Origin of the sequence: Affinundibacterium nitidum (genome assembly GCF_014284155.1) — a bacterium.
GTDB classification, from domain to species: Bacteria; Pseudomonadota; Gammaproteobacteria; order Burkholderiales; family Burkholderiaceae_D; genus Undibacterium; species Undibacterium nitidum.
The window spans coordinates 71,096-92,309 of the sequence record NZ_JACOFZ010000002.1; the positions used below are offsets into that span (position 1 = coordinate 71,096).

Here is a 21,214-nt window from a genome sequence, read left to right on the forward strand (position 1 = left end):
CCTAAGAAATTGAATAGAAACTTTACGCGCTTACTGCATATTTGCGGTGGTAGGCCACAAAGTACAACAGAGGAATCACTACTAAAGTCAGTAGGGTTGAAACAAAAATACCAAAGATTAAAGAGATCGCTAAACCATTAAAAATAGGATCATCTAAGATAAAGAACGCGCCCATCATCGCGGCAAGCCCCGTCAATGCGATAGGCTGTGCTCGGGTAATCGCCGACTGCACTACCGCATCTTTAAAGGCGATTCCTTGCGCAACTTGAACATGGATAAAATCCACCAACAAAATAGAGTTGCGCACAATAATTCCCGCGAGGGCGATCATGCCTATCATGCTAGTCGCGGTGTACTGAGCACCAAGAAGTGCATGCCCAGGCATAACACCGATAATGGTCAAAGGAATCGGCGCCATAATGATGAGCGGCGTTAAATAGGAACCAAATTGCGCTACCACCAGCAAGTAAATCAAGATCAAACCGACCGCGTAGGCTGCTCCCATATCACGGAAAGTCTCGTAGGTCACTTGCCATTCTCCATCCCATTTCAAACTGAACTGGCGATACGGATCAGTCGGCGCACTGATAAAGTATTCTTGCAGTCCAGTTCCGGAAGGTGTCACGATTTTATGAATATCGGCACGCATTTTGAACATGCCGTAGAGTGGGCTATCAAGTTTTCCGGCCATATCCGCCACGACATAATTCACTGCCAATCCATCTTTATGGAACAGCGGTTGCTCACGCAAAGTATCAGTGACCGTCACCAATTCACGGATAGGAACTAAACCCCCTTGTGCATTACGCACACCGAGTGACAAGAGCGTATCGAGATTACCTTGCTCAGTGATAGGTAGTTGCAAATGCGCTGATACAGGATACTTACTTTCGTCATGCAAAAATGCTGCTGCATCGCCGCTCAAACCGGTACGTAAAGTAATCACGATTTGCGCTTGCCCTATTCCAAGTTGCGCTGCTTTTTTGCGATCAACAAGTAGCAATTTACGGGGTGCATGGACGATACTGCTATCGTCAACATCGACAATGCCCTCAGATTTTTCGAATACGGCACGCACTTGTTTGGCCACTTGACGACGTTCAACATCTCCAGGGCCGTAGATTTCAGCGACGATAGGCGATAACACCGGTGGTCCAGGAGGCACTTCAACCACTTTGACATTCGCTTCTGCGTCGATCTTCTTGGCGATCGCTTGCAGTTGCGGCCGCACACGCGTCGCAATCACATGGCTCTTATCGGAACGATGATGTTTATCGACCAGATTGACCTGTATATCGCCGACCTCACCGCCGGATCTGAGGTAATACTGTCTTACCAAACCATTAAAATTAATCGGTGCTGCAGTACCTGCATAGGCTTGATAATCACTCACTTCTGGCACTGTTTGCAGATATGCCCCTAACTCACGCAGCACCGCGGCTGTTTTTTCTACAGGTGTTCCTGCCGGCATATCTACAATGACTTGAAACTCGGACTTATTATCAAATGGCAGCATCTTCAATTGCACCCAGCCTATCACTGGAAGCAAGACGGATAAAGCGATCAAGGCAAAGATACCAAGTCCCAATTTACGGCGATTTTTTTGCCCCTTATTCTCATCCAAGAACGGACGAAACACAGACTCGAACCAGGGTGTGATTTTCTGTACCAAGCCACCTTCGGCATGATGGCCTTCTTTCATCCACAGGCGTGCCAGCCACGGTGTAACGACGAAAGCGATCGCAAGAGATAACAACATCCCCATACTCGCATTAATAGGGATTGGACTCATGTAGGGGCCCATCAAGCCGCTCACAAAAGCCATAGGCAGTAAGGCGGCTATCACCGTCAACGTAGCGAGTATCGTTGGACCGCCAACTTCATCGACCGCGCCAGGAATAATTTCGTGCAAACGTTTTTCAGGGAAGAGTGCTTGGTGTCGATGAATGTTTTCGACCACGACAATCGCATCATCAACCAGAATCCCAATCGAGAAAATCAAAGCAAACAGAGAAACACGATTGAGCGTAAAGCCCCAAGCCCATGAGGCAAACAAAGTCACCGTCAAGGTCAGAATAACGGCTGTTCCAACGATGGCGGCTTCACGTCGACCAAGTGCCAAGAACACCAAGGCCACCACCGACAAGGTGGCGAACAACAGTTTTTGAATCAGCTTTTTGGCTTTATCGTCGGCTGTCTGTCCGTAGTTGCGACTCACACTGACTTCAACATCACCAGGGATCGCAGCTCCTTTCAAGAGATTCACACGTTCGATGACAGCGTCGGCAACTTGCACCGCATTTTGACCAGGCTTCTTAGTGATAGCAATGGTCACCGCAGCATATTCCGCGCCAGTTTTCTCATTAGCTTTCGCAGTCACGCCGTGCCAAACATATCGGCTCGCGGGTAATGCACCGTCTTCAATGCGAGCCACGTCTTGTAAAAAAACGGGTCGATTATTGCGTACAGCCACCACAAGTTCGCCTACACTCTGCGCATCACGCAAAAAGGGCCCTGCTTCAATGGCTACTGCTTGATTGCCTGTGTTCATTTCACCGCTAGGTAGTCCCAAATTGGCGGCTTGTAAACTTGCTTGAAGATCTCCTACAGTTAATTGATTCGCCTTCAACTTATTTGGATCGAGTTCGATATTAATGGCGCGGCCGGGGCCACCTATCGTCACCACTTCACGCGTCCCTTTTACACGCTTTAAATCAGCTTCAATTGTGTGTGCAACTGCCTCAAGGTCAGCCGCTCCCTTGTCCGCTTGTTTACTCCACAGCGTCAAAGAAACAATAGGTACGTCATCGATGCCTTTTGGTTTTACCAATGGCTCTAGGGTACCCAAGTTACTAGGCAACCAATCGCGATTGCTGTGTATCGTGTTATACAGGCGCACCAATGCTTCAGTGCGCGGCACACCTACTTCAAATTGCACAGTAATGATCGCTAAGCCTGGGCGAGACACTGAGAACACATGTTCAACGTTCGCAATTTGCCCCAAGACTTGCTCAGCTGGCACCGCAACCATCTGTTCAACATCTTTTACCGAGGCGCCTGGAAATGGGATTACCACATTCGCCATCGTGACATTGATCTGTGGTTCCTCCTCACGCGGGGTCACGATCACTGCAAACAAACCCAGAAGAAAGGCAAGCAAAGCCAATAGTGGCGTAATTTGAGACGCTTGAAAGAAAGCTGCAATCCGACCTGAAACGCCTAAAGTCTTTTCAATTTGACGCATCTCTGGCTCCTATTTCGATGCTGCTGAATTCGCCGTCGTCAGCGTTGCCGCTAAACGCGGATCTCGCACAACCGCTTCACCTGCAGAAAGGCCGCTCAATACTTCTTGCTCTACACCATTGATGGGCCCAGGCTTCACTTGTCGCAAGACCGTTTTTCCTTGGGCATTCATGACATACACTGCGTACAGTTCGGCGCGTCGAAAAATAGCACCTACTGGAACAAACAAACGGTTTGGCGCACTTCGACTGGCATTATCACCATCAGAATTAACCCCATCATTGGAGAAACTAAGCTTGACTCGCGCAAACAATCCAGGCGTGATGCTTTTGCTATTTTTGCTGCTGATGCTACTGTTACTTAAGTTTGGCAAATCAAAACGTACCTGCACGGTGTGAGTAGCCGCATCAGATAAGGGCAAGACCGTCATTCCCGCTGGTTTTACAAAGCGTTCATTGCTTGGGAGGCTGGGAAATTCGATGCGCAGATCTGGATCGCTTTTTAAACTAGCGACGCGCGCCTGCGGCACACTAATAACCACGCGCAACTGGCTTGGGTCATAGACTGTCATAATAGATCTGCCAGGCATCACCATTTGACCTAGCGCTGAGGGCATTGCCGCAACAAATCCATCGTAGGGTGCAGTAATCGTATAAAAGCCTGATTGTGTTTGTACTGCGGCAGCTTGTGCGATCTGTGCATTCGCTTGCGCGGCAACAGATTTGAATTGGGCTAGTGCTCGATCGAGCTGGGCTTGGCTAATATAGTTTTTTTCAAATAAGAGCTTTTGGCGTTCGTAATCTTTTTCAGCGACGACTAAATTCGCCTTAATGGCCTCGACCTGCGCTCGGCTCGCATTCAATTCCTGTTGAGCTGCACGCGCATCAATACGAACTAATAACTGACCACGTTTGATTGCCACGCCAGCTTGAACCGGTAATTCAACAATCGCCCCAGAAACCTGAGCAGAGATGTCGGTATAACGTACAGCTTCTACCACCCCGTCTACCTGCAATTGAACTTGATCATTGGCAGAACGTACTGATGCGGTCGTAATAAGGGTCTGATTCGACACTTGAGCCCAACTGTTCGCAGGTAGACTCAGCATGCTTGTACTAATCAATGTACTTGCCGCAAGGATTAGAGACTGGGTATTCGATTTAGACATGTTTTTCCTCTTTCACATCGACGACGCATTGAAAACTGACGAATGACTGACTGATGCAAATATTCAAATTCATTTATTGACTCATATCACCGAACGAATTTGATTCATTGCTTTTCGATGAAACACATCATATACTTATTTGCGCAAATACGCAAATACGAATTAAAAAATTTGCGCAATTGCTTAAATTGAACTATTTCCCTTTTCTGGGCCTTTGCAAAGTCACAATAAGTAGATGCGATGTCGATATCAGTGCGGGTGTACCATGAGACAAACGCAGCAACGGCAAGGCATGTTTTGTAATAAGCCCCAATCCTTAAGCACAGGGTACAATAATGCTTTCAGCAAACAGGACGTGTACATCAATGGAAGGTCTCTCTGAACTTGCGCTAGATCATGTCGCGCAGTATTTCTCTGCTTTATCTGAGCCGAGTCGTTTGCGCATCTTGAACTACTTGCGAGAAGGTGAACGCAATGTAGGCGAATTGGCTGAAGCCTGTGAATGTTCGCAAGCGAATGTATCACGTCATTTGTCGACGCTCGCTAAACATGGAATGGTCGTGAGAGAAGGTCGTGGCACGGCGGTATACTACCGAATCGCGGATGAGTCGATTTATGCTCTATGTGATTTAGTCTGTGGCAATGTAGCGAAACGATTAGAAGCGCAAGCCAGCCTTTTGGGATCTCTCGCGCCAAAGAAGAAACGCTGAGAAAAATTCATCAAGCATCTACGGCATTAAAAGCGCCAAACCTCTGCGCCATATAATTCGTCATATCCAGCGACTTCAAAGGCTTGGACCCCGACCGCCTGCAAAAAATACAGTTTTCCATGATCTTGTTCGTTTGGAGTGTGAACATACCATGCGGGCTGGAAACGTTTGGGGAAATCAGTGTAATACTTAGCGCGTTCAATCAACAGCCAACGTAAGAAAACTTCATTTTCTGCCAAGCCCAAACCAAAGATAAGCAAGGGCTGATGAAATAAAATCTGCAACCAAGTGTGCGCCCCCTCCCAATGCTGCCATTCCCCACCTGCCGACAAGCGCTTAGCGCCCTTATGCAGACGCATTCGAGCCCGTTCAACGGAACCCATGTAATGCGTTAAACCGAGACGAATACTGCGATGGTATTTCTGCATGCCATTAATATGCCAGATGCCAAAGCCCGAAGTTGGATGCTCCAAAATCTGATCGGAGAAATAAGCTTCCCAAGGATAGAAATCGGTGAATCTACTTTCATCCTTAGCGCCACTGGTACTAATGAAAAACTTGGTTTGCACTGCGTTGCTCAGGCTGTGCTCAAAATTTGTCGTTAAAACAGGCGCCTTGTTTTGCATCGCCCACTGCATGATGTAACGATGCTGGTCCAAGGGCTGCCAAGCAGCCATCAAATCACAAAATTGTTGCTGCAGATTTCTATCAGACGACACAATTTTCTTCTTATTGCGGCGGGCGTTCAAACGCAGATCGAGGATGTCATAGAACTCGGTCAATGAAATCCCGGGTGGCAACTTGCCTGGAAAATTCTTCAGGTGGTGCTTTGCCAATTGGGTTAATAATGCATCCCATGAGTTTTGCTCACCCGAGGCATGATAGCGATTAATTCCATTACCGATTAAGAGCGCTAAGGAATTCCGCTGTTTTGTGAGTAGGTCTTGTAGTTGCATCAACGAACAATCTTCCAAATGAAGCTGAGGGCCACGCAGAACAGCATAGTGGCAAAGATCAACTGTACCGTCTTAGATGGTAAGAAATTGGCGATGCGCCGTCCCAACAACACGCCGGCGACAGAAGTCGATGCAAACAGTACAGAAAACAAAATGGGCAATTGAGCACCATGTAGCAAGGCCGACCCCACCGCCACAGAACCCACTAAGCTAATCACCATTAATGAGGTAGCGGCTGCACTTTGCATACTCAGATTTGTAAAATGCCTCAATAAAGGCACGATAATAAAGCCACCGCCAACCCCTAAAGTCCCCGTCGCGAAGCCTGCGCAAGAACCAATCACACTAATTACTGTAGCGGTTTTGAGATTCCAATCAAAACGTCCGGTCGACGAATTCACCAAAGCGATCGCCGATTCGTTAATCGAATTCTCTGAAGTAAACAAAGCCTGCCTTGTTAAGCGAAAAACGACGATCATTAAGACCACAGAAAACGCCGCCATCAAGGTCGTTTGCGACATATCTTTCGCGACCCATACGCCCAGTGAAGTCATAGGCGCACCTACCAATGCCATCAAAGTTGCGGCTTTATAGCGCACTTGACGCCGACGTAAGCCATCGATCGCACCGATCAAAGCGCCTAGGCTAACAGCCAACAGCGCAACAGGCATCGCCTGCTGCATCGTCCAGCCTTGCGTGTACACCAAAGCAGGAACCGCCAACATACCGCCACCGGCCCCCGTCAAGCCCATGATCAAACCAACGGCGATTCCTATCAAGGTGGCAATCAAAGCACCCATCATGCACACCACTTCATACGAAATAAAACCATGGATGAATATCCAGAAAAAGAAGACAACAGAACTAGGATGAAGATTTGTTGCGCAGGCTCACGAAAATCAAAAGAGATGTGAGATTTCGCAAGACGAATAAGGAATACTTCTTGCGTTCATTTTATGGTTTGCTATTATGCAAGTCAATCTTATCTTATTGATCAAACGCGCTTTATGTTCCCACCTATTCAAAGTTTTTTTGACCCTGTCACCTGCACAGCCAGTCATCTTGTTTACGACCACGAAGGTGGCCATGCGGCGATCATCGATCCAGTGCTTGATTACGACCCCAAATCCGGACGAACCAAAACGAAATCAGCCGATGTCTTACTCGCTGCACTGCAGGAGAAGAATCTAACGTTGCAGTGGATCATAGAGACACACGCACATGCTGACCATATTTCTGGTGCCCATTATTTACGTGAAAAAGTGGGTGGCAAAATTGCGATCGGGGCGCATATCGACCAAGTACAAAAAGTCTTCAAAAAACTCTTTAATCTCGAGCCCGAATTCGCCGTCAATGGCGCGCAATTTGACTACCTATTCCATGAGGATGAAGAATTCGCCATCGGTGAATTGAAGGCGAAAGCCTTATACGTGCCTGGTCATACCCCTGCTGATATGGCCTACCAAATTGGTGATGCAATTTTCGTTGGTGACACCATGTTTATGCCTGACGTAGGGACTGCTCGTTGTGACTTCCCTGGTGGCGATGCGCATATGCTTTTTCAGTCCATTAAAAAACTCTTAGCATTCCCAGACCATACTCGTTTATATTTGTGTCATGACTACCCACCGAATGGGCGTGAGGTGAAATTCTTTACGACAGTCGCTGAACAAAAACAGTCCAATATTCATGTTCGCGATGGTATCAGCGAAGAAGACTTTGTCGGCATGCGTAAAAAACGCGATGCGACTTTGGACATGCCTATGCTGATACTGCCATCGGTACAAGTCAATATCCGAGCGGGCAATCCACCTCCAGCCGAAGACAATGGCATTAGCTATTTGAAGATCCCGTTAAACGGTATCTAGATTCATCTTCTCAATTTCACGTAGTCAAACGACCAAAATCTCTATGCAAACAGCGATTAAACGAATTGCCATTTCAACTGGCGGCGGCGATGCGCCTGGTCTCAATGCAGTGATCCGGGCCGTCACTTTGGCGGCACAACGTCGTGGCTGGGAAGTTTTCGGCATCCGTGAAGGCTTCAATGGCATCTTGTTACCGGATCGGTATCCCGTCGATGGCGTGTTCCCAATTACCAAAGATATGGTGCGTGGCATCAGTCATCTCGGTGGCACCATACTCGGCACCACCAACCATGGCAATCCACTGCGTTTCGTTGTTACGCATGCGGACGGCAGTCAAAGCGAAGTTGATCGTAGCGATGACATCATCCGCCATTTACGTCAGATGGAGATTGACGCGCTGATTTGTGTCGGCGGCGATGGTACCTTAACGATTGCGAATGTTTTGCACCAAAAGGGTTTAAGCCAAGGCTTGCGCGTGATTGGTGTACCTAAGACGATCGACAACGATCTAGATAAAACCTACACGACTTTCGGCTTCGATACGGCAGTTGCGTTCGCGACCGATTGCATTGATCGCTTACATAGCACTGCAGAAAGTCACCAACGGGTGATGGTAGTGGAAGTAATGGGTCGTTATGCGGGATGGATCGCCCTACATGCGGGAATGGCCAGCACAGCGCATGCGATTTTGATTCCCGAAATACCCTACGATTTGGAAAAAATCGCAGCGAAAATTCGTGCGCGAGAAAAAGCTGGACGTCACTACAGCATTATCGTTGCCGCAGAAGGTGCATTGCCCAAAGGTGGGCAACGTTATCTTGAACAACAAGCGGAACTGGGCAATGTCGAACGTCTCGGCGGCATCGGTGAGCAACTAGCTCACCAATTACAAGACATTACAGGAAAAGAAGCACGAGCCGTGGTACTCGGGCATTTATTGCGCGGCGGCAGCCCTACTTCGTTTGATCGATTAGCTGCCATGCGATTCGGCGCGGCAGCAGTGCGCGCCTTAGATGAAGGTCACTCTGGCATTATGGTGGCACTGGCATTTCCGAATGTGAACTACGTCAAGCTTGAAGAGGTGGCCGGACGCATGAAAGGTGTCGATCTCGATGGAGATACAGTACAAACCGCTCGCGATATTGGTATTTGCTTAGGCGACTAAAATCGCCTTTCGCGTCTACTCACGATCGCGCATAAAAGCCTCAAACTGCGCGGTATTGAGTGGACGGGCAAAATAGTAACCCTGAACTTCATCACATTTCTGTTCCCGCAAGAAGTTCAGCTGCTCTTCAGTTTCAACGCCTTCAGCAATCGTCTGCAAACCCAGACTCTGAGCCATACTGATCACCGCACTAACAATCGCTTTGTCTTCAGGATCACTACTAATATCGCGTACAAATGATTGGTCAATCTTGAGCTTATACACTTTGAATTTTTTCAAATAGCTCAAGGAAGAATAACCTGTCCCAAAATCATCAATCGACATACGCACACCGCGTTGATGCAAGTCATTCATGATGGCAATCGCACCAGGTGGATCGATCATAGCTACGCCCTCTGTCAATTCCAACTCTAAAAACTCAGGCTCCATATTCGCTTGTTTCAAAATCTGGGTCACTGTCACTGGCAAGTCGGAATGGCGGAACTGAATCGCAGACAAGTTAACGGCAATACCGAGATTTCTCCAGCCCATATCATGCCAATGTTTGGTTTGTTCAATCGCCGTACGCAACACCCATTCACCAATACTGATGATCATGCCAGTCTCTTCAGCAACAGGAATGAACTCCGCTGGCGACACATTACCAAGATCGGGATGCGACCACCGCAGTAATGCTTCAGTGCCAATCACGATGCCAGTATCCAAAGAGATCTGTGGTTGATACACCACTTGGAATTGATTGCGTTCCAATGCGTAGCGTAAGGCGTTGACGAGCTCCAAATGGCGACCAGAACGCGCTTGCATTTCTTGCGTAAAGAAGCGAAAGATATTGCGTCCATCTTGTTTTGCGCGATACATCGCTGTATCAGCATTGCGCAGCAAGGTTTCGAGATCTTCACCATCTTCCGGATAGACAGCTATACCAATTGAGGCAGAGATATTCAAATCGTATTGACCGATTTGGTAGGACTGACCCACGGTTTGCAACAATTTTTCGGCCACGCGTTCTGCACCATGTTCATCCGTACCGGTTAGCAGCAAAATAAACTCATCGCCTCCTAAACGCGATATGGTATCGCCCTCGCGCAAAGTCTCTTTGAGCCTTTGCGCCAATTCCATGAGCAATGCATCGCCAGTGCTATGGCCCAGTGAGTCATTAATATTTTTAAAGTGATCGAGGTCAAAGAAGATCAGACTCAAATGCGAATTGGTGCGCTTGGCATTTGCCACCGCAAAGCGAGCACGTTCCTCTAAGAGAACACGATTTGGCAGTCCAGTAAGTACATCATAATGAGCGAGATATTGAATTCGCTCTTCAGTACGTTTTTTGTCTGTGATGTCCTCTTGCACAGAGAGGAAATGTGTAATCTTGCCGTCGACATCACGTACAGGAGAAATATGCGCTAATTCCAGATACTCTTTGCCGTCGACATAACGATTCACTAGCTCACCTTGCCAGTTCTCCCCGCGTCGCAGGCTATCCCACATGTCCTCATAGCTAAACAAGGGGGTTTTACCAGATTGTAAAATACTAGGCCGCTGACCAACGACTTGCTCCAAAGTTCGCCCGGTCTTCTGCACAAAAGCAGCATTGACGTATTCAATTTTGGCATCCGTATCTGTGATGATAATGACGTTCGGACTTTGTTCGACCGCTTGCGACAATTTACGCAAACTGCTTTCGGTTCTATTTTTTTCTATCGCAATTGCCAAAAAGTGCGCGGCCATTTCCAACAGCATTAAATGTCCATTGTCGGGCTTCGTGGGCACTGAATGGTAGATAGCGAACGCACCGAGAATTCGGTTATTGGACGAGCGTATTGGTTCAGACCAACAAGATGCCAGCCCAGCATCAAGCGCCAGATCTTTATAAAGCTCCCAGTACGGGTGGGTAGCAATATCTTCAACGATAACCCGCACGCCCGAATGCATTGCGTGACCGCATGAGCCGACGCCAGGGCCGATTGATAGACCATTAATCGCATTACTGTAGGTTACTGATAAGCTAGGTGTCGCTCCCGCTTTAATATGGACGCCATCGTTCTCTAACAGCAAAATTGAACACTTACTACCCGGAATGACGTTCTCTAGATGTTTAACAACGTCATGAAAAAACAGTTCCAGAGATACCGAGCTATTGATACGTTCCAACATAAAACTGCGCAATACTTCCATCTTGCGTGAACGTTGACGTCCTGCTTCGAGTTCGAATCGATTGAGGGCAAAACTTAAATCCATCGCCAATTCAACTAAAAGCGTACGAATCTCTTCATCAAATGCATTTAATCCAGCTGAGTACAGGCAAATTACACCATATACAGAACCATTCTTAAACAAGGGTATCGATGCCGCAGCACGCCAGGATAATTTTTCTGCATGCTCGCGCCAAAGTTCAGGCGTGGCCGCCGAAAGATAATCCTGACACCAATGCGCACGACCATCTTTTGCAGCGAGTACCGGAGTATCTGAAGCGAAAGCACTACCCTCTTCGGTCGAGATAAGTTGATCAAATAGGAAATCACTTCCCAAACCATCTGCAGCGGCGACACTAATCACATTTTTTTCAGTGTCGACTATGCCGATCCAAGTCATTTGAATACCAGCATACTGCACAGTGTCGCGACAGATCTGTTGAAATAGTTCAGGCTCAGAATGGCTACGAACAATCGCTTGATTACACTGGCTTAGAACATTGTAAAACTGAGTCAAGCGTTGATTTCGAATCTCCACGCTTCGCCGATGCGCATCACCTCTTGCCAACTCAACTTGTGCGACACTCAGCAATCCTAAAACACTCTTTTCTAAGCCCTGAGGAACCGCAATCGACTCCGAGAACTCAGCTCGCCCAAGTTTGTCCAATTGCTTGCGCAATTCAGAAACAGTACCTCCCAAAGTGAACTGCAAACTTTGATATGATTTCCAAAGAACAAAGATCAGTACGGCGCCGACCAAAATAAATAGCAGCCTCAGTCGCACGGCAAAATCAATCGCGTGATTCACTGCTTTGTCAGTCCGAACTTCCATCATTCGATGAAAATCAGCAATTGGCAACATGATCTTTGCTTTGGCTGCGCGATAGGCGTCATCAGTCAACAAATTAATTGCTTTTTGTTTTCGAATCTCGGGTGTATCGACTTTAGATTCGTAAACATCAAAAGCGGCCTTCTCGATTAAGGCCAAGGCGTCCGAGTTCATTTTTGCTTCGGCTAATTTAGCGAACTCGTCTGTACTGATACCGATCCGTCGCATTAAGTCGAGAAAAGCGATCTTTTCGCCACTTGACGGGCGAGGACGCTTATTATCACTCAATACCAGATCCCAGTAAATTTCGTGATAATCAACCGGTCGCGCGATCAATCCATCACGAATAGCGAGAATTTCTTTGTAGTGATCTTTGTAATTGCTATCCCCCGTAATGACATAATTACGGGCCATCCGGGTTAAGTCGTCTGATGACTGTCTCAGCTCTGCAGCCAAAGAGTGCGATTTCAAACGGATATCGTTGACGCGGTCGATTTCTTTCTCGGCGTGAACATAGAATGCAAACGCCACAAAAAAAAGCGCCAGCATACCGAGAGCTAACCAGAAACTTCGTGTAAAACGGAGAAGCTGATACGTCGAAATCATGACAGGGTTCCCAAAGGGATAAAATCAATGGCTTAGGCTAAGCGATTGGTCCGAGTTATATTTAATGTATAGCACGAACGGAAAATGCCAGATTGATCGAAAATAAGGTTTGTGTCTAGGAATTAGCCCGAAAATTACAACACTTAGCGGTATTAGAACAAGATCGACTCAATTAAAAACGAGCTTTGTCTGTTTCTCAAAGCGAACAGCTCTTTTTTTGCCATTAGCCAAACTTAAATTATATGGGTCAACCGTCGTCTTCATCCAATTCAGTCTTTGGATGAATTCGAACCAATAGAATGCGGGGACCATTCATTTTTTTAACCACCGCATCAAATTGGGGGAAGGAGATTTTTTGTCCTTCTTCAGGGAGATCGCCCAATGCATGCATGATCAAACCACCGATAGATTCGACTTCTTCACTGTCGAGGTCAATTCCGAGTGCAATACCGAGAGTGAACAAGGGCAAACTACCTTTGCCGATCAAGGTACCATCATCAAGCAGTGTCCAATCATTATCATTTTGTCGGAATTCATCGCGAATCTGACCAACCAGAGCACTCAAAAGGTTGTCTAGTGTCAGAAACCCGACTGGTTTAGCATCACGATAGCCGACCATCGCAAAGTGAGGTGCGCCCTTACGGAAACGACGAAACAGTTCTAACGCCGGCATATTGGGGGGAACATATTCGACGTGACGCAAATGTTTGCTTAAATCTGTCAAATTCTTGCCACTTTGCTGTGCAAGAAACAAATCTTTGAGATGCAAAGTTCCCAATACCGTTTCGCCATCACTATCAATGTAGGGGTAGCGACTAAAACGATTTCGCGCTGCGGTGGCCATATTCTCTTCGAGGCTTGAGTCCTTGTACATGGCGACCACTTCACTGAAGGGACGCATCAGATCAGAAATTTCGAGGTCACCAAAATCGAGCATCTGCGCCATGATGCTCCACTCATCTGGCGTCAACTTCTTGCTCGAATGACTGCCACGCAAAATCATCTTTAATTCTTCTGGAGAATAATGTGCATCCCCCCCATGACTTGCATCTAGGCCTAACCACGATAAGACTTGATTGGCACTGGCATTTAAGACCCAGATCGCCGGAAACATAATCCAATAGAACAGGTAAAGCGCGGGAGCAGTCCACAAAGACACACGTTCGGGCATGCGAATCGCCATTGATTTTGGCGCTAACTCTCCGACGACAATATGCAAGAAAGAAATGACAAAAAAGGCAAAGAAGAAAGAAATGCCGTGGATTAATTTTTCAGACTGAACACCGACCGCTTGCAACAAAGGTTCAAGCAATCGGGCAAATGCTGGCTCACCGATCCACCCGAGACCCAAGGAGGCTAAAGTGATGCCAAGTTGACAGGCTGAAAGGTAAGCATCGAGATTTTTGTGCACTACCGCCAGCAAACGACCACGTAAGCCACTTACCTTGGCGATACTACGCACACGAGTTTGGCGAAGTTTGACTAGTCCAAATTCAGATGCCACAAAAAAACCATTGAGGGCAACCAAGGCAAAGGCAGCAAAAATCAGCAGTAAATTATCCAACGAAATACTCACAATAAAACGCACAAGCCTCTACTTTACCCGATAAATAAGACAAGTCCGTAACAAGTAAGTGGCTCGAGCGGCTCCCTAGAACAATTTTTTCTTTGAATAGGACCGCACATCCTCAACTGATTCCAATAAAGCCCCACTTCATCCCTTGTTCTACTCATGTCATCGCAATCATGTTGACGTGCGTTGATGTAAAAGTGACACTACCGCCTGCCATTCGCTTGAAGCTCACTTTACAACAAGGAAAATCAATGCATACCAAAACTCAACTTGTCGCTGGGCTAACTGCGGCCCTCATCGCTACTTTCGCTCAAGCCCATGAATATGAACCACTTCTCAAGGCTAAAAAGTATGCCGAAGCCGAAAAAGCCATCGCAGCAAAGCTAGCGATCGAACCCAACAATCCAGACGCACTGGTCGCGAAAACAGATCTTATTTTGATCGAAGCGAAAGACAACCGACTCGATGAAGCGGTGAAGATTGCCGAGCAATGTATCAATACCAATCCGAAAAGTTCTGACTGCCACGAGGCTCTCGGCAACGTACTTGGCACCAAGGCAATCAAAGGTGGTGTCATGTCTGCATTAAGCTATGTCGGCAAAATAAAGGACTCCTTCAAAAAAGCGGTCGAACTCAACCCGAATAATTTCAGCGCACGTAGCTCCTTATTGCAGTTCTATCTGCAAGCGCCAAGTCTGGCAGGTGGCAGCACTTCTAAAGCCAAAGATCTTATTGTCGATACCATTAAAGTCAGCCCAGCTGCAGGAGCTTTGTTGCAAGCCAATTTTGATGCCGCGGATGATAACTACCAACGTGCCATGAACGCCGCTCTGGCGGTCAATACCAATGGCAATGAAGAACTTGGAAAGATCCAACGCAGCGTGCTCTCTAACGTTGGCCATATGCTCATCAACGAGAAGAAATATGCTGATGCGGACAAAGTGTTCTCAGAAATCGCACAACGTTTCCCCGATTCATCAATTGGAAGTTTTGGCCTAGGGAAGAACTTGCAGGAGCAAGGGAAACAGAGGGAATCCATCCCTCAATTTGAAAAGTCTATCAACATCGATCCGAGTGGGGCAGCTTTTTATCGTTTAGCCAAGGCCCAGCAGGCAATAGGCGAAAAGGCAAAAGCAATTAGTAACTTTGAAAAATCCATCAGTTTCCGTCCAGAACTACCGAAAAAAATGCGAAGTGACGCAGAAGATCAAATCAAAAACCTAAAAGGCTAAACTCCGCGTGTAAACTCGCCGCCAGCGCCGATGACTCGATACTCGAATCATCGGCGTCTTATTTTGAAGTGGATATTTTACCAATTAAACATCTGCTTTAGACCCACCGATCTCTTGTTCGATCGTATCTTCAGCTGCACTCATTGAGCAGCATCAAAGCTCATCGTGTTAGGCATGGCCAACACTCGATCCTCGTTCGACTTGGGTCTACAATTTGGACTTGATTTTCGTTCCAACTTTATCTTTTGCCATGAGCAACGCTATGCCCGCCATTCCCCATGCTGTCCCACATAATCTGCTGGAAGATATTTTGGCAATCTTGACCGGAACGCTTTTAGTTTCTTTGGGGGTTGCAATGTTCAAACAAGCTGGGCTGTTCACGGGTGGCACGGCTGGGCTCGCATTTCTCATCCACTATATCAGCGGCATTAATTTCGGCATTGTATTTTTTGCCATCAACTTACCTTTCTACTGGTTTGCTTGGCAGCGCATGGGGTGGCAGTTCACCTTAAAGACCTTCTGTTCTGTGGCCTTGGTATCGGCTTTCTCTAGCTTGCACCCACAGATGATCCACCTTAGCGACATTACTCCCTTTTACGTTGCCATCATTGGTGGCTCCCTGATGGGGGTGGGCTTTATCGTCTTATTTCGCCATCAAGCAAGCCTAGGCGGCATCAACATTTTGACTCTATACCTGCAAGACAAACACGGCATACGCGCAGGCAAACTGCAAATGGGTATGGATATCGGGATTGTCTTGGCGTCTTACTTCATCGTCAGCCCCATCGCCATGATAGCCTCGGTGCTCGGTGCCATCGTCTTGAACTTGGCGATTATGCTCAATCATCGACCTGGGCGCTATTTGGCGGTTTGAAAAAACCCTCTAACTTCGCCTAGAATCGCTTGCCGGAAGTAGCAATTGTGTAGAATTGTGGTGCTAAGTGTGGCCAAAAGAAGTCACATACAGAAAGCGATCGATTTACGCGATGGAATTTGAACGCAGATTCCGTCAGCAGTGATAAGCTTTCCTGATCAATTATCTCTCCACCGAGGAATCCCAGATGAATCAAGTTGTCATCAGCGGCACAGGTTTGTACACGCCGGAACAATCCATTTCAAATGAAGAACTGATTGCAAGCTTCAATGCTTATGTTGAACAGTTCAATAGCGCCAACGCAGAAGCCATTGCCAACGGCGAAATCACGGCTTTAGAGCCATCGAGCGTCGCCTTTGTCGAAAAAGCATCCGGCATCAAATCTCGCTATGTCATGAATAAAGATGGCGTACTCGATGTGAATCGTATGGTGCCGCGTATTCCAGAACGCAGTGACGACGAACAATCCATCATGTGCGAAATGGCTGTTGCCGCTTCCAAGCAAGCTTTAGAGCGTGCGGGTAAAACGGCAGCGGATATCGATGCGGTTATTTGTGCCGCTTCAAATATGCAACGCGGCTATCCGGCAATGGCCGTTGAGATTCAAAATGCATTAGGTATAGATGGATATGGCTACGATATGAATGTGGCCTGTTCCTCTGCCACCTTCGGTATCCAAGCGGCGATGAGCGCAATTCAAAGTGGTCAAGCGCGCGCCGTTTTAGTAGTCAACCCTGAAATCACCAGTGGCCATCTCAATTGGCGTGATCGGGATAGTCACTTTATTTTCGGTGATGCCTGCACTGCGATCATTTTAGAGCGCGCTGATCTCGCCACATCAAAACATCAATTCGCCATTCTCGGCATGAAATTGAAGACCCAGTTTTCGAACAATATTCGCAACAACTTCGGTTTCTTGAATCGTGCTGATGAAAGCGGTATTGGTGCACCGGACAAACTATTCCGCCAACAAGGTCGCAAAGTATTTAAAGAAGTTTGTCCAATGGCGGCTGAAACTATCACTAACACCGTACAAGCCGCAGGCCTTGGCATCGATACGATTCAACGTTTCTGGCTGCATCAAGCTAACTTAAATATGAATTTACTGATCGCACGCTTGATTTTAGGTCGCGACGCCACAACAGAAGAGTCTCCAACCATTCTCGATACCTACGCTAATACGTCCTCAGCAGGTTCAATTATCGCTTTTCATAAACACCAAGACGACTTAAGTAAGGACGCCATCGGTGTAATTTGCTCCTTTGGTGCTGGTTACTCCATTGGTTGTGTGGTGGTAAAGAAGCTGTAAGCGTCGATCGCCAACAAAGCACAACACGCGACAACTCCTTCGCACCAAATAAAAAAAGCCGCGATATTTCGCGGCTTTTTTATTTGCCTTCGATTTCCTTTGAGATAACGCAAACCCAAGCTTGGATTTGAGATACCAGTGCCATCCACACTTGATCTAGCTCAAAACGAATGGTGCAGTGCGCAACTACACTGCATCCATCAACATTGATTACCCGTTTTAAACATTAAGTCGTTCAACACAAAGGAAATACAAAATGAAAAAGATCGTAATCGCTCTCTCTTTGGCAGCAATCGGCACAATCAGCACACAAGCGATGGCACAAGAAGGTACATGGTTGTTGCGCGGTCGCGCAGTCAATATCAGCCCAGCCAATGGCTCTGATCCAGTGGGCGGCGTTGGCGCAGCAGACCGCATCACAGTCAGCAAAAAAACAATTCCTGAATTCGACGTTTCTTACTTCGTTACACCAAACATCGCAGCAGAATTGATTTTGACATACCCACAAAAGCACACAGTATATTTGGATGGTGCTGATATCGGTACATTCAAGCACTTGCCACCTACTTTGTCTTTGCAATACCACTTCGCACCAACTGGTGACGTGAACCCTTACCTCGGTGCTGGCGTGAACTACACTAACATCTCTTCTGTGAATTTGTTAGGCGGCAAAGGTAGTTTGGAAAACAATAGCTTCGGTTTGTCTTTGCAAGCTGGTGTTGATTTCAAAATCGACAAAAACTGGTCTTTCAACATCGACGTGAAGAAAGTGCAAATCCGTAGCGATGTGAAAATCAGCGGCGCTAAAGTCAGCGCAGTGAAAGTAGATCCATTGTTAGTAGGTGTTGGCTTCGGTTACCGCTTCTAAGCAAGTCCCCTTGGGCTTAGCGATAGACCTCCTCCCGTCGCCAAGCTCACTCAATTTGAGTTTTGGGGTGTGATGAACGCGGCTAACACGACCGCGTTTATCAACACTTTGAATCGCCACCCTCTTTTGAGCTTGGCGATTTTTTTATGTGCCTGGTTCTGGCGTAATTACCCTGGTTGATTCGGTCGAAATAGACGATGCTTGTAACACTTCATCAATCAACATAATCCAATGCTGTACTGGTGTTAATGTGCCGCTTTGCAAATGTAATTGGCACGCTATATTGGCCGACACAATTCTGTCTCCACCGCACTGTTCAAGATCACGTAATTTCTGGTCGCGTAACTGCAATGAGATAGGAGCCTGCGTTATCGAGTAAGTACCAGCCGATCCGCAACAAAGATGCGCTTGTCCACAAGTTTTGACTTCCGTACCAAGGTCGCGCAACAAGCCTACGACCACATCTCCAGCTTTCATGCCATGCTGCAAGGTGCATGGCGCGTGCCAGGTAATTTTCTCTTCGATTTTCCCACCGTACAGCTCGATTAAGCGCCCACGGAATCCCGACAAATACTGCGACAAATCCAAGGCTTTTTGCGACACTAGTTTTGCTTTATCGGCATAGTTGGCATCTTCACGTAAGAGTTGGTCATATTCTTGCACCATCAAACCACATCCCGATGCTGTCACCAATATCGCTTCAACACCTTGCGCAATTAAAGGCCACCAAGCATCGATATTACGTCGCGCTTGTTCGCAAGCGCGTTCAGCATCGCTCAGATGAAGTGCAATGGCTCCGCAACAACCCGCTTGCTCGACCACCACGGTTTGTACACCACAAGCATCTAGCACGCGAATCGCAGCGGCATTAATTTCAGGCGCCAGCGCGGGTTGTACACAACCGGCTAGCATCAACACTTTCTTATTATGAGTTGCAGAAGGCGATGTCAACAATTCTGCTGATGGACGATCTGGAATTTTCTGCGCCAAACTCTTAGGTAGGATCGATTTTGTTTGCCTGCCGACGTTCAGTGCCAATTGGAACAAACGCGGGTTACTTAGTCCTTGTTTCAATATCGACCGCTTCACCGTGCTGACAATACTACGACCAACTTGTTGCTCCACCATATCACGTCCAATTTCTAAGAGACGATGGTATTGAACACCCGAAGGACAAGTCGTTTCGCAGCTGCGACAACTCAAACATCGATCAAGATGCGATTGAGTTTTGTTTGTCGCCGTTTTGCCTTCTAAGACTTGCTTGATCAAATAGATACGTCCTCGCGGACCATCAAGCTCGTCTCCAAGTAATTGATAAGTCGGGCAAGTCGCATTACACATGCCGCAATGTACGCACTGACGCAAGATCGTATCAGCCTCAGCACCAGCGATGGTTTCTTTCAATGCAGGGAGAATCTGTGTTTGCATAATCCAACTTATCCCAATTGAGAACCTGCGGTGCGCTTCAGTTGAAACACCGCATGAGGGTCGAACGCTAGGCGTATACCCTCTTCAATTTTGGCGATTGCTTGAGGTAGCGGCGTAAACACTTCCGTGTCTGAAAGAGCATATCGAAACATGGTGGCATGACCACCCAAATGCCGAGCCATATCTCTCACTTTGCTAACATCTTCGTGGGTCCACAACCACCGTTGAGCCCCACCCCACTCGATCATACTCTTGCCGCGCAAACTCAGCGCTGGAGCACTCGACGGTAAAGAAAGGCGCCATAAACATAGATCAGGATCTGGTATAAAAAAATGATGTCGCTGTTCGCGGACACTAATCCAAAAATCAATGTCGTCACGTATGATTTGACCACCCAAACGCTGCTCTGCAGCTTGCACCGCCGCAGCCGCACCTGACAAACGCACAGTCAAACGCCCGGCGTGATAGCAACTAGCGGAGACCGGCAACGGCTGTCCAGCCCACTGATTTAACTTCTGCAAAGCATCCACTTCCGACATTGCAAACACCAAATTCGACTCCGCCTGCGGCTTAGGCACTACCTTGAGTGTCACATCCAACAGTAAACCCAAACTGCCAAGTGCTCCGACCATCAAACGCGAGGCATCATAGCCAGCGACGTTTTTAATGACCTTAGACCCAAAGCGCAACATCTCTGCACGGCCATTCAGCATCGTTACGCCCAATACGTGATCTTTTACCGCTGCAGCATAGGCACGTCGAGGGCCTGATAAGCCAGAGGCAACCATCCCACCAATCGTGGCAGACTCTCCGAAGCTAGGCGGTTCAAAAGCAAACATCTGCCCGTGTTGTGCCAACAATTGCTGCACCTCACTTAGAGGAGTACCTCCACGGACACGAATGAAAAGCTCGGAAGGCTCATATTCAATCACACCGCGATAAAGCGTCGTGTGAAGGGTTTCAGCTTCTGGCTCGCGATGCACGTTGCCGTACCATGATTTTGTATCGCCACCGACAATGCGTAGCTTGCTCTTATTATCTATCGCGTGTTGAATTTGCGCTTGATACTGTTCTACTACCTCGTCCAATGCGTCTTTCTTCATCGGTGCGGCTGACTTCACTGACGATACATTCGACTGTGATTTGCTAGGTTCCGATTTCTTACGCTTAGTCTTGGCCATGACCCCTAATTC

At 47.4% G+C, this 21,214-nt stretch carries 15 protein-coding genes; 7 read left to right on the plus strand and 8 right to left on the minus strand.

The genetic code is table 11. The annotated features are described in order from the left end of the window. Positions 1 to 22: 22 nt before the first annotated feature. Entirely contained in the window at positions 23 to 3,244 is a 3,222-nt protein-coding gene (locus H8K36_RS07885; protein WP_186916239.1) for an efflux RND transporter permease subunit, read from the minus strand. 9 nt (positions 3,245 to 3,253) lie between these two features. Then, positions 3,254 to 4,411 carry an efflux RND transporter periplasmic adaptor subunit gene (locus H8K36_RS07890; RefSeq protein WP_186916238.1) on the minus strand — a complete coding sequence of 386 codons (1,158 nt, stop codon included), beginning with the start codon at positions 4,409 to 4,411 and terminating at the stop codon, positions 3,254 to 3,256. A gap of 365 nt (positions 4,412 to 4,776) precedes the next feature. Between H8K36_RS07890 and H8K36_RS07895 the strand changes: the two genes are divergently transcribed. Next, entirely contained in the window at positions 4,777 to 5,121 is a 345-nt protein-coding gene (locus tag H8K36_RS07895; RefSeq protein WP_186916237.1) for an ArsR/SmtB family transcription factor, read from the plus strand. A gap of 26 nt (positions 5,122 to 5,147) precedes the next feature. On the opposite strand, the gene H8K36_RS07900 is transcribed toward H8K36_RS07895, so the two are convergent. Together H8K36_RS07900 and H8K36_RS07905 are read right to left on the minus strand one after the other, a co-directional pair. Continuing rightward, on the minus strand, positions 5,148 to 6,077 hold the full coding sequence (locus H8K36_RS07900; protein ID WP_186916236.1) for a hypothetical protein: 930 nt from the start codon (positions 6,075 to 6,077) through the stop codon (positions 5,148 to 5,150). Beyond that, a complete protein-coding gene (locus H8K36_RS07905) occupies positions 6,077 to 6,880 on the minus strand; it encodes a sulfite exporter TauE/SafE family protein (RefSeq protein WP_186916234.1) in 804 nt (267 codons plus the stop codon). The genes H8K36_RS07900 and H8K36_RS07905 overlap by 1 nt, the downstream gene beginning before the upstream one ends. Positions 6,881 to 7,084: 204 nt before the next feature. Between H8K36_RS07905 and H8K36_RS07910 the strand changes: the two genes are divergently transcribed. Both H8K36_RS07910 and H8K36_RS07915 read left to right on the plus strand, forming a co-directional pair. Beyond that, a complete protein-coding gene (locus tag H8K36_RS07910; RefSeq protein WP_186916232.1) occupies positions 7,085 to 7,945 on the plus strand; it encodes an MBL fold metallo-hydrolase in 861 nt (286 codons plus the stop codon). Between the two features lie 43 nt (positions 7,946 to 7,988). Next, on the plus strand, positions 7,989 to 9,110 hold the full coding sequence (locus H8K36_RS07915) for a 6-phosphofructokinase (protein ID WP_186916230.1): 1,122 nt from the start codon (positions 7,989 to 7,991) through the stop codon (positions 9,108 to 9,110). Between the two features lie 15 nt (positions 9,111 to 9,125). Here H8K36_RS07915 and H8K36_RS07920 read toward each other — a convergent pair whose 3' ends face one another. Together H8K36_RS07920 and H8K36_RS07925 are read right to left on the minus strand one after the other, a co-directional pair. After that, positions 9,126 to 12,737, minus strand: a complete 3,612-nt coding sequence (locus H8K36_RS07920) for a bifunctional diguanylate cyclase/phosphodiesterase (RefSeq protein WP_186916228.1) — start codon at positions 12,735 to 12,737, stop codon at positions 9,126 to 9,128. A 247-nt stretch (positions 12,738 to 12,984) separates the two neighbouring features. Then, positions 12,985 to 14,301, minus strand: coding sequence for a hemolysin family protein (locus tag H8K36_RS07925; protein ID WP_186916323.1), 1,317 nt, complete (start codon positions 14,299 to 14,301; stop codon positions 12,985 to 12,987). A 260-nt stretch (positions 14,302 to 14,561) separates the two neighbouring features. On the opposite strand from H8K36_RS07925, the gene H8K36_RS07930 reads away from it, so the two are divergent. The 4 genes from H8K36_RS07930 (at position 14,562) to H8K36_RS07945 (ending at position 18,593) form a co-directional block, all read left to right on the plus strand. Beyond that, positions 14,562 to 15,542 (plus strand): tetratricopeptide repeat protein, encoded by a 981-nt coding sequence (locus tag H8K36_RS07930; RefSeq protein WP_186916227.1) that lies wholly within the window; start codon positions 14,562 to 14,564, stop codon positions 15,540 to 15,542. 262 nt (positions 15,543 to 15,804) lie between these two features. Continuing rightward, positions 15,805 to 16,416 carry a YitT family protein gene (locus H8K36_RS07935; RefSeq protein ID WP_186916226.1) on the plus strand — a complete coding sequence of 204 codons (612 nt, stop codon included), beginning with the start codon at positions 15,805 to 15,807 and terminating at the stop codon, positions 16,414 to 16,416. Positions 16,417 to 16,603: 187 nt separating this feature from the next. Continuing rightward, positions 16,604 to 17,725: a beta-ketoacyl-ACP synthase III gene (locus H8K36_RS07940; RefSeq protein WP_186916225.1), complete on the plus strand. Its 1,122-nt coding sequence runs from the start codon at positions 16,604 to 16,606 to the stop codon at positions 17,723 to 17,725. A gap of 256 nt (positions 17,726 to 17,981) precedes the next feature. Beyond that, positions 17,982 to 18,593, plus strand: coding sequence for an OmpW/AlkL family protein (locus H8K36_RS07945; protein WP_186916224.1), 612 nt, complete (start codon positions 17,982 to 17,984; stop codon positions 18,591 to 18,593). Positions 18,594 to 18,737: 144 nt separating this feature from the next. Here H8K36_RS07945 and glcF read toward each other — a convergent pair whose 3' ends face one another. Next, positions 18,738 to 20,021 carry a glycolate oxidase subunit GlcF gene (gene glcF / locus H8K36_RS07950; RefSeq protein ID WP_186916223.1) on the minus strand — a complete coding sequence of 428 codons (1,284 nt, stop codon included), beginning with the start codon at positions 20,019 to 20,021 and terminating at the stop codon, positions 18,738 to 18,740. Positions 20,022 to 20,029: 8 nt separating this feature from the next. Beyond that, positions 20,030 to 21,202 carry a glycolate oxidase subunit GlcE gene (gene glcE / locus H8K36_RS07955; protein WP_230404402.1) on the minus strand — a complete coding sequence of 391 codons (1,173 nt, stop codon included), beginning with the start codon at positions 21,200 to 21,202 and terminating at the stop codon, positions 20,030 to 20,032. Between the last annotated feature and the right edge of the window lie 12 nt (positions 21,203 to 21,214).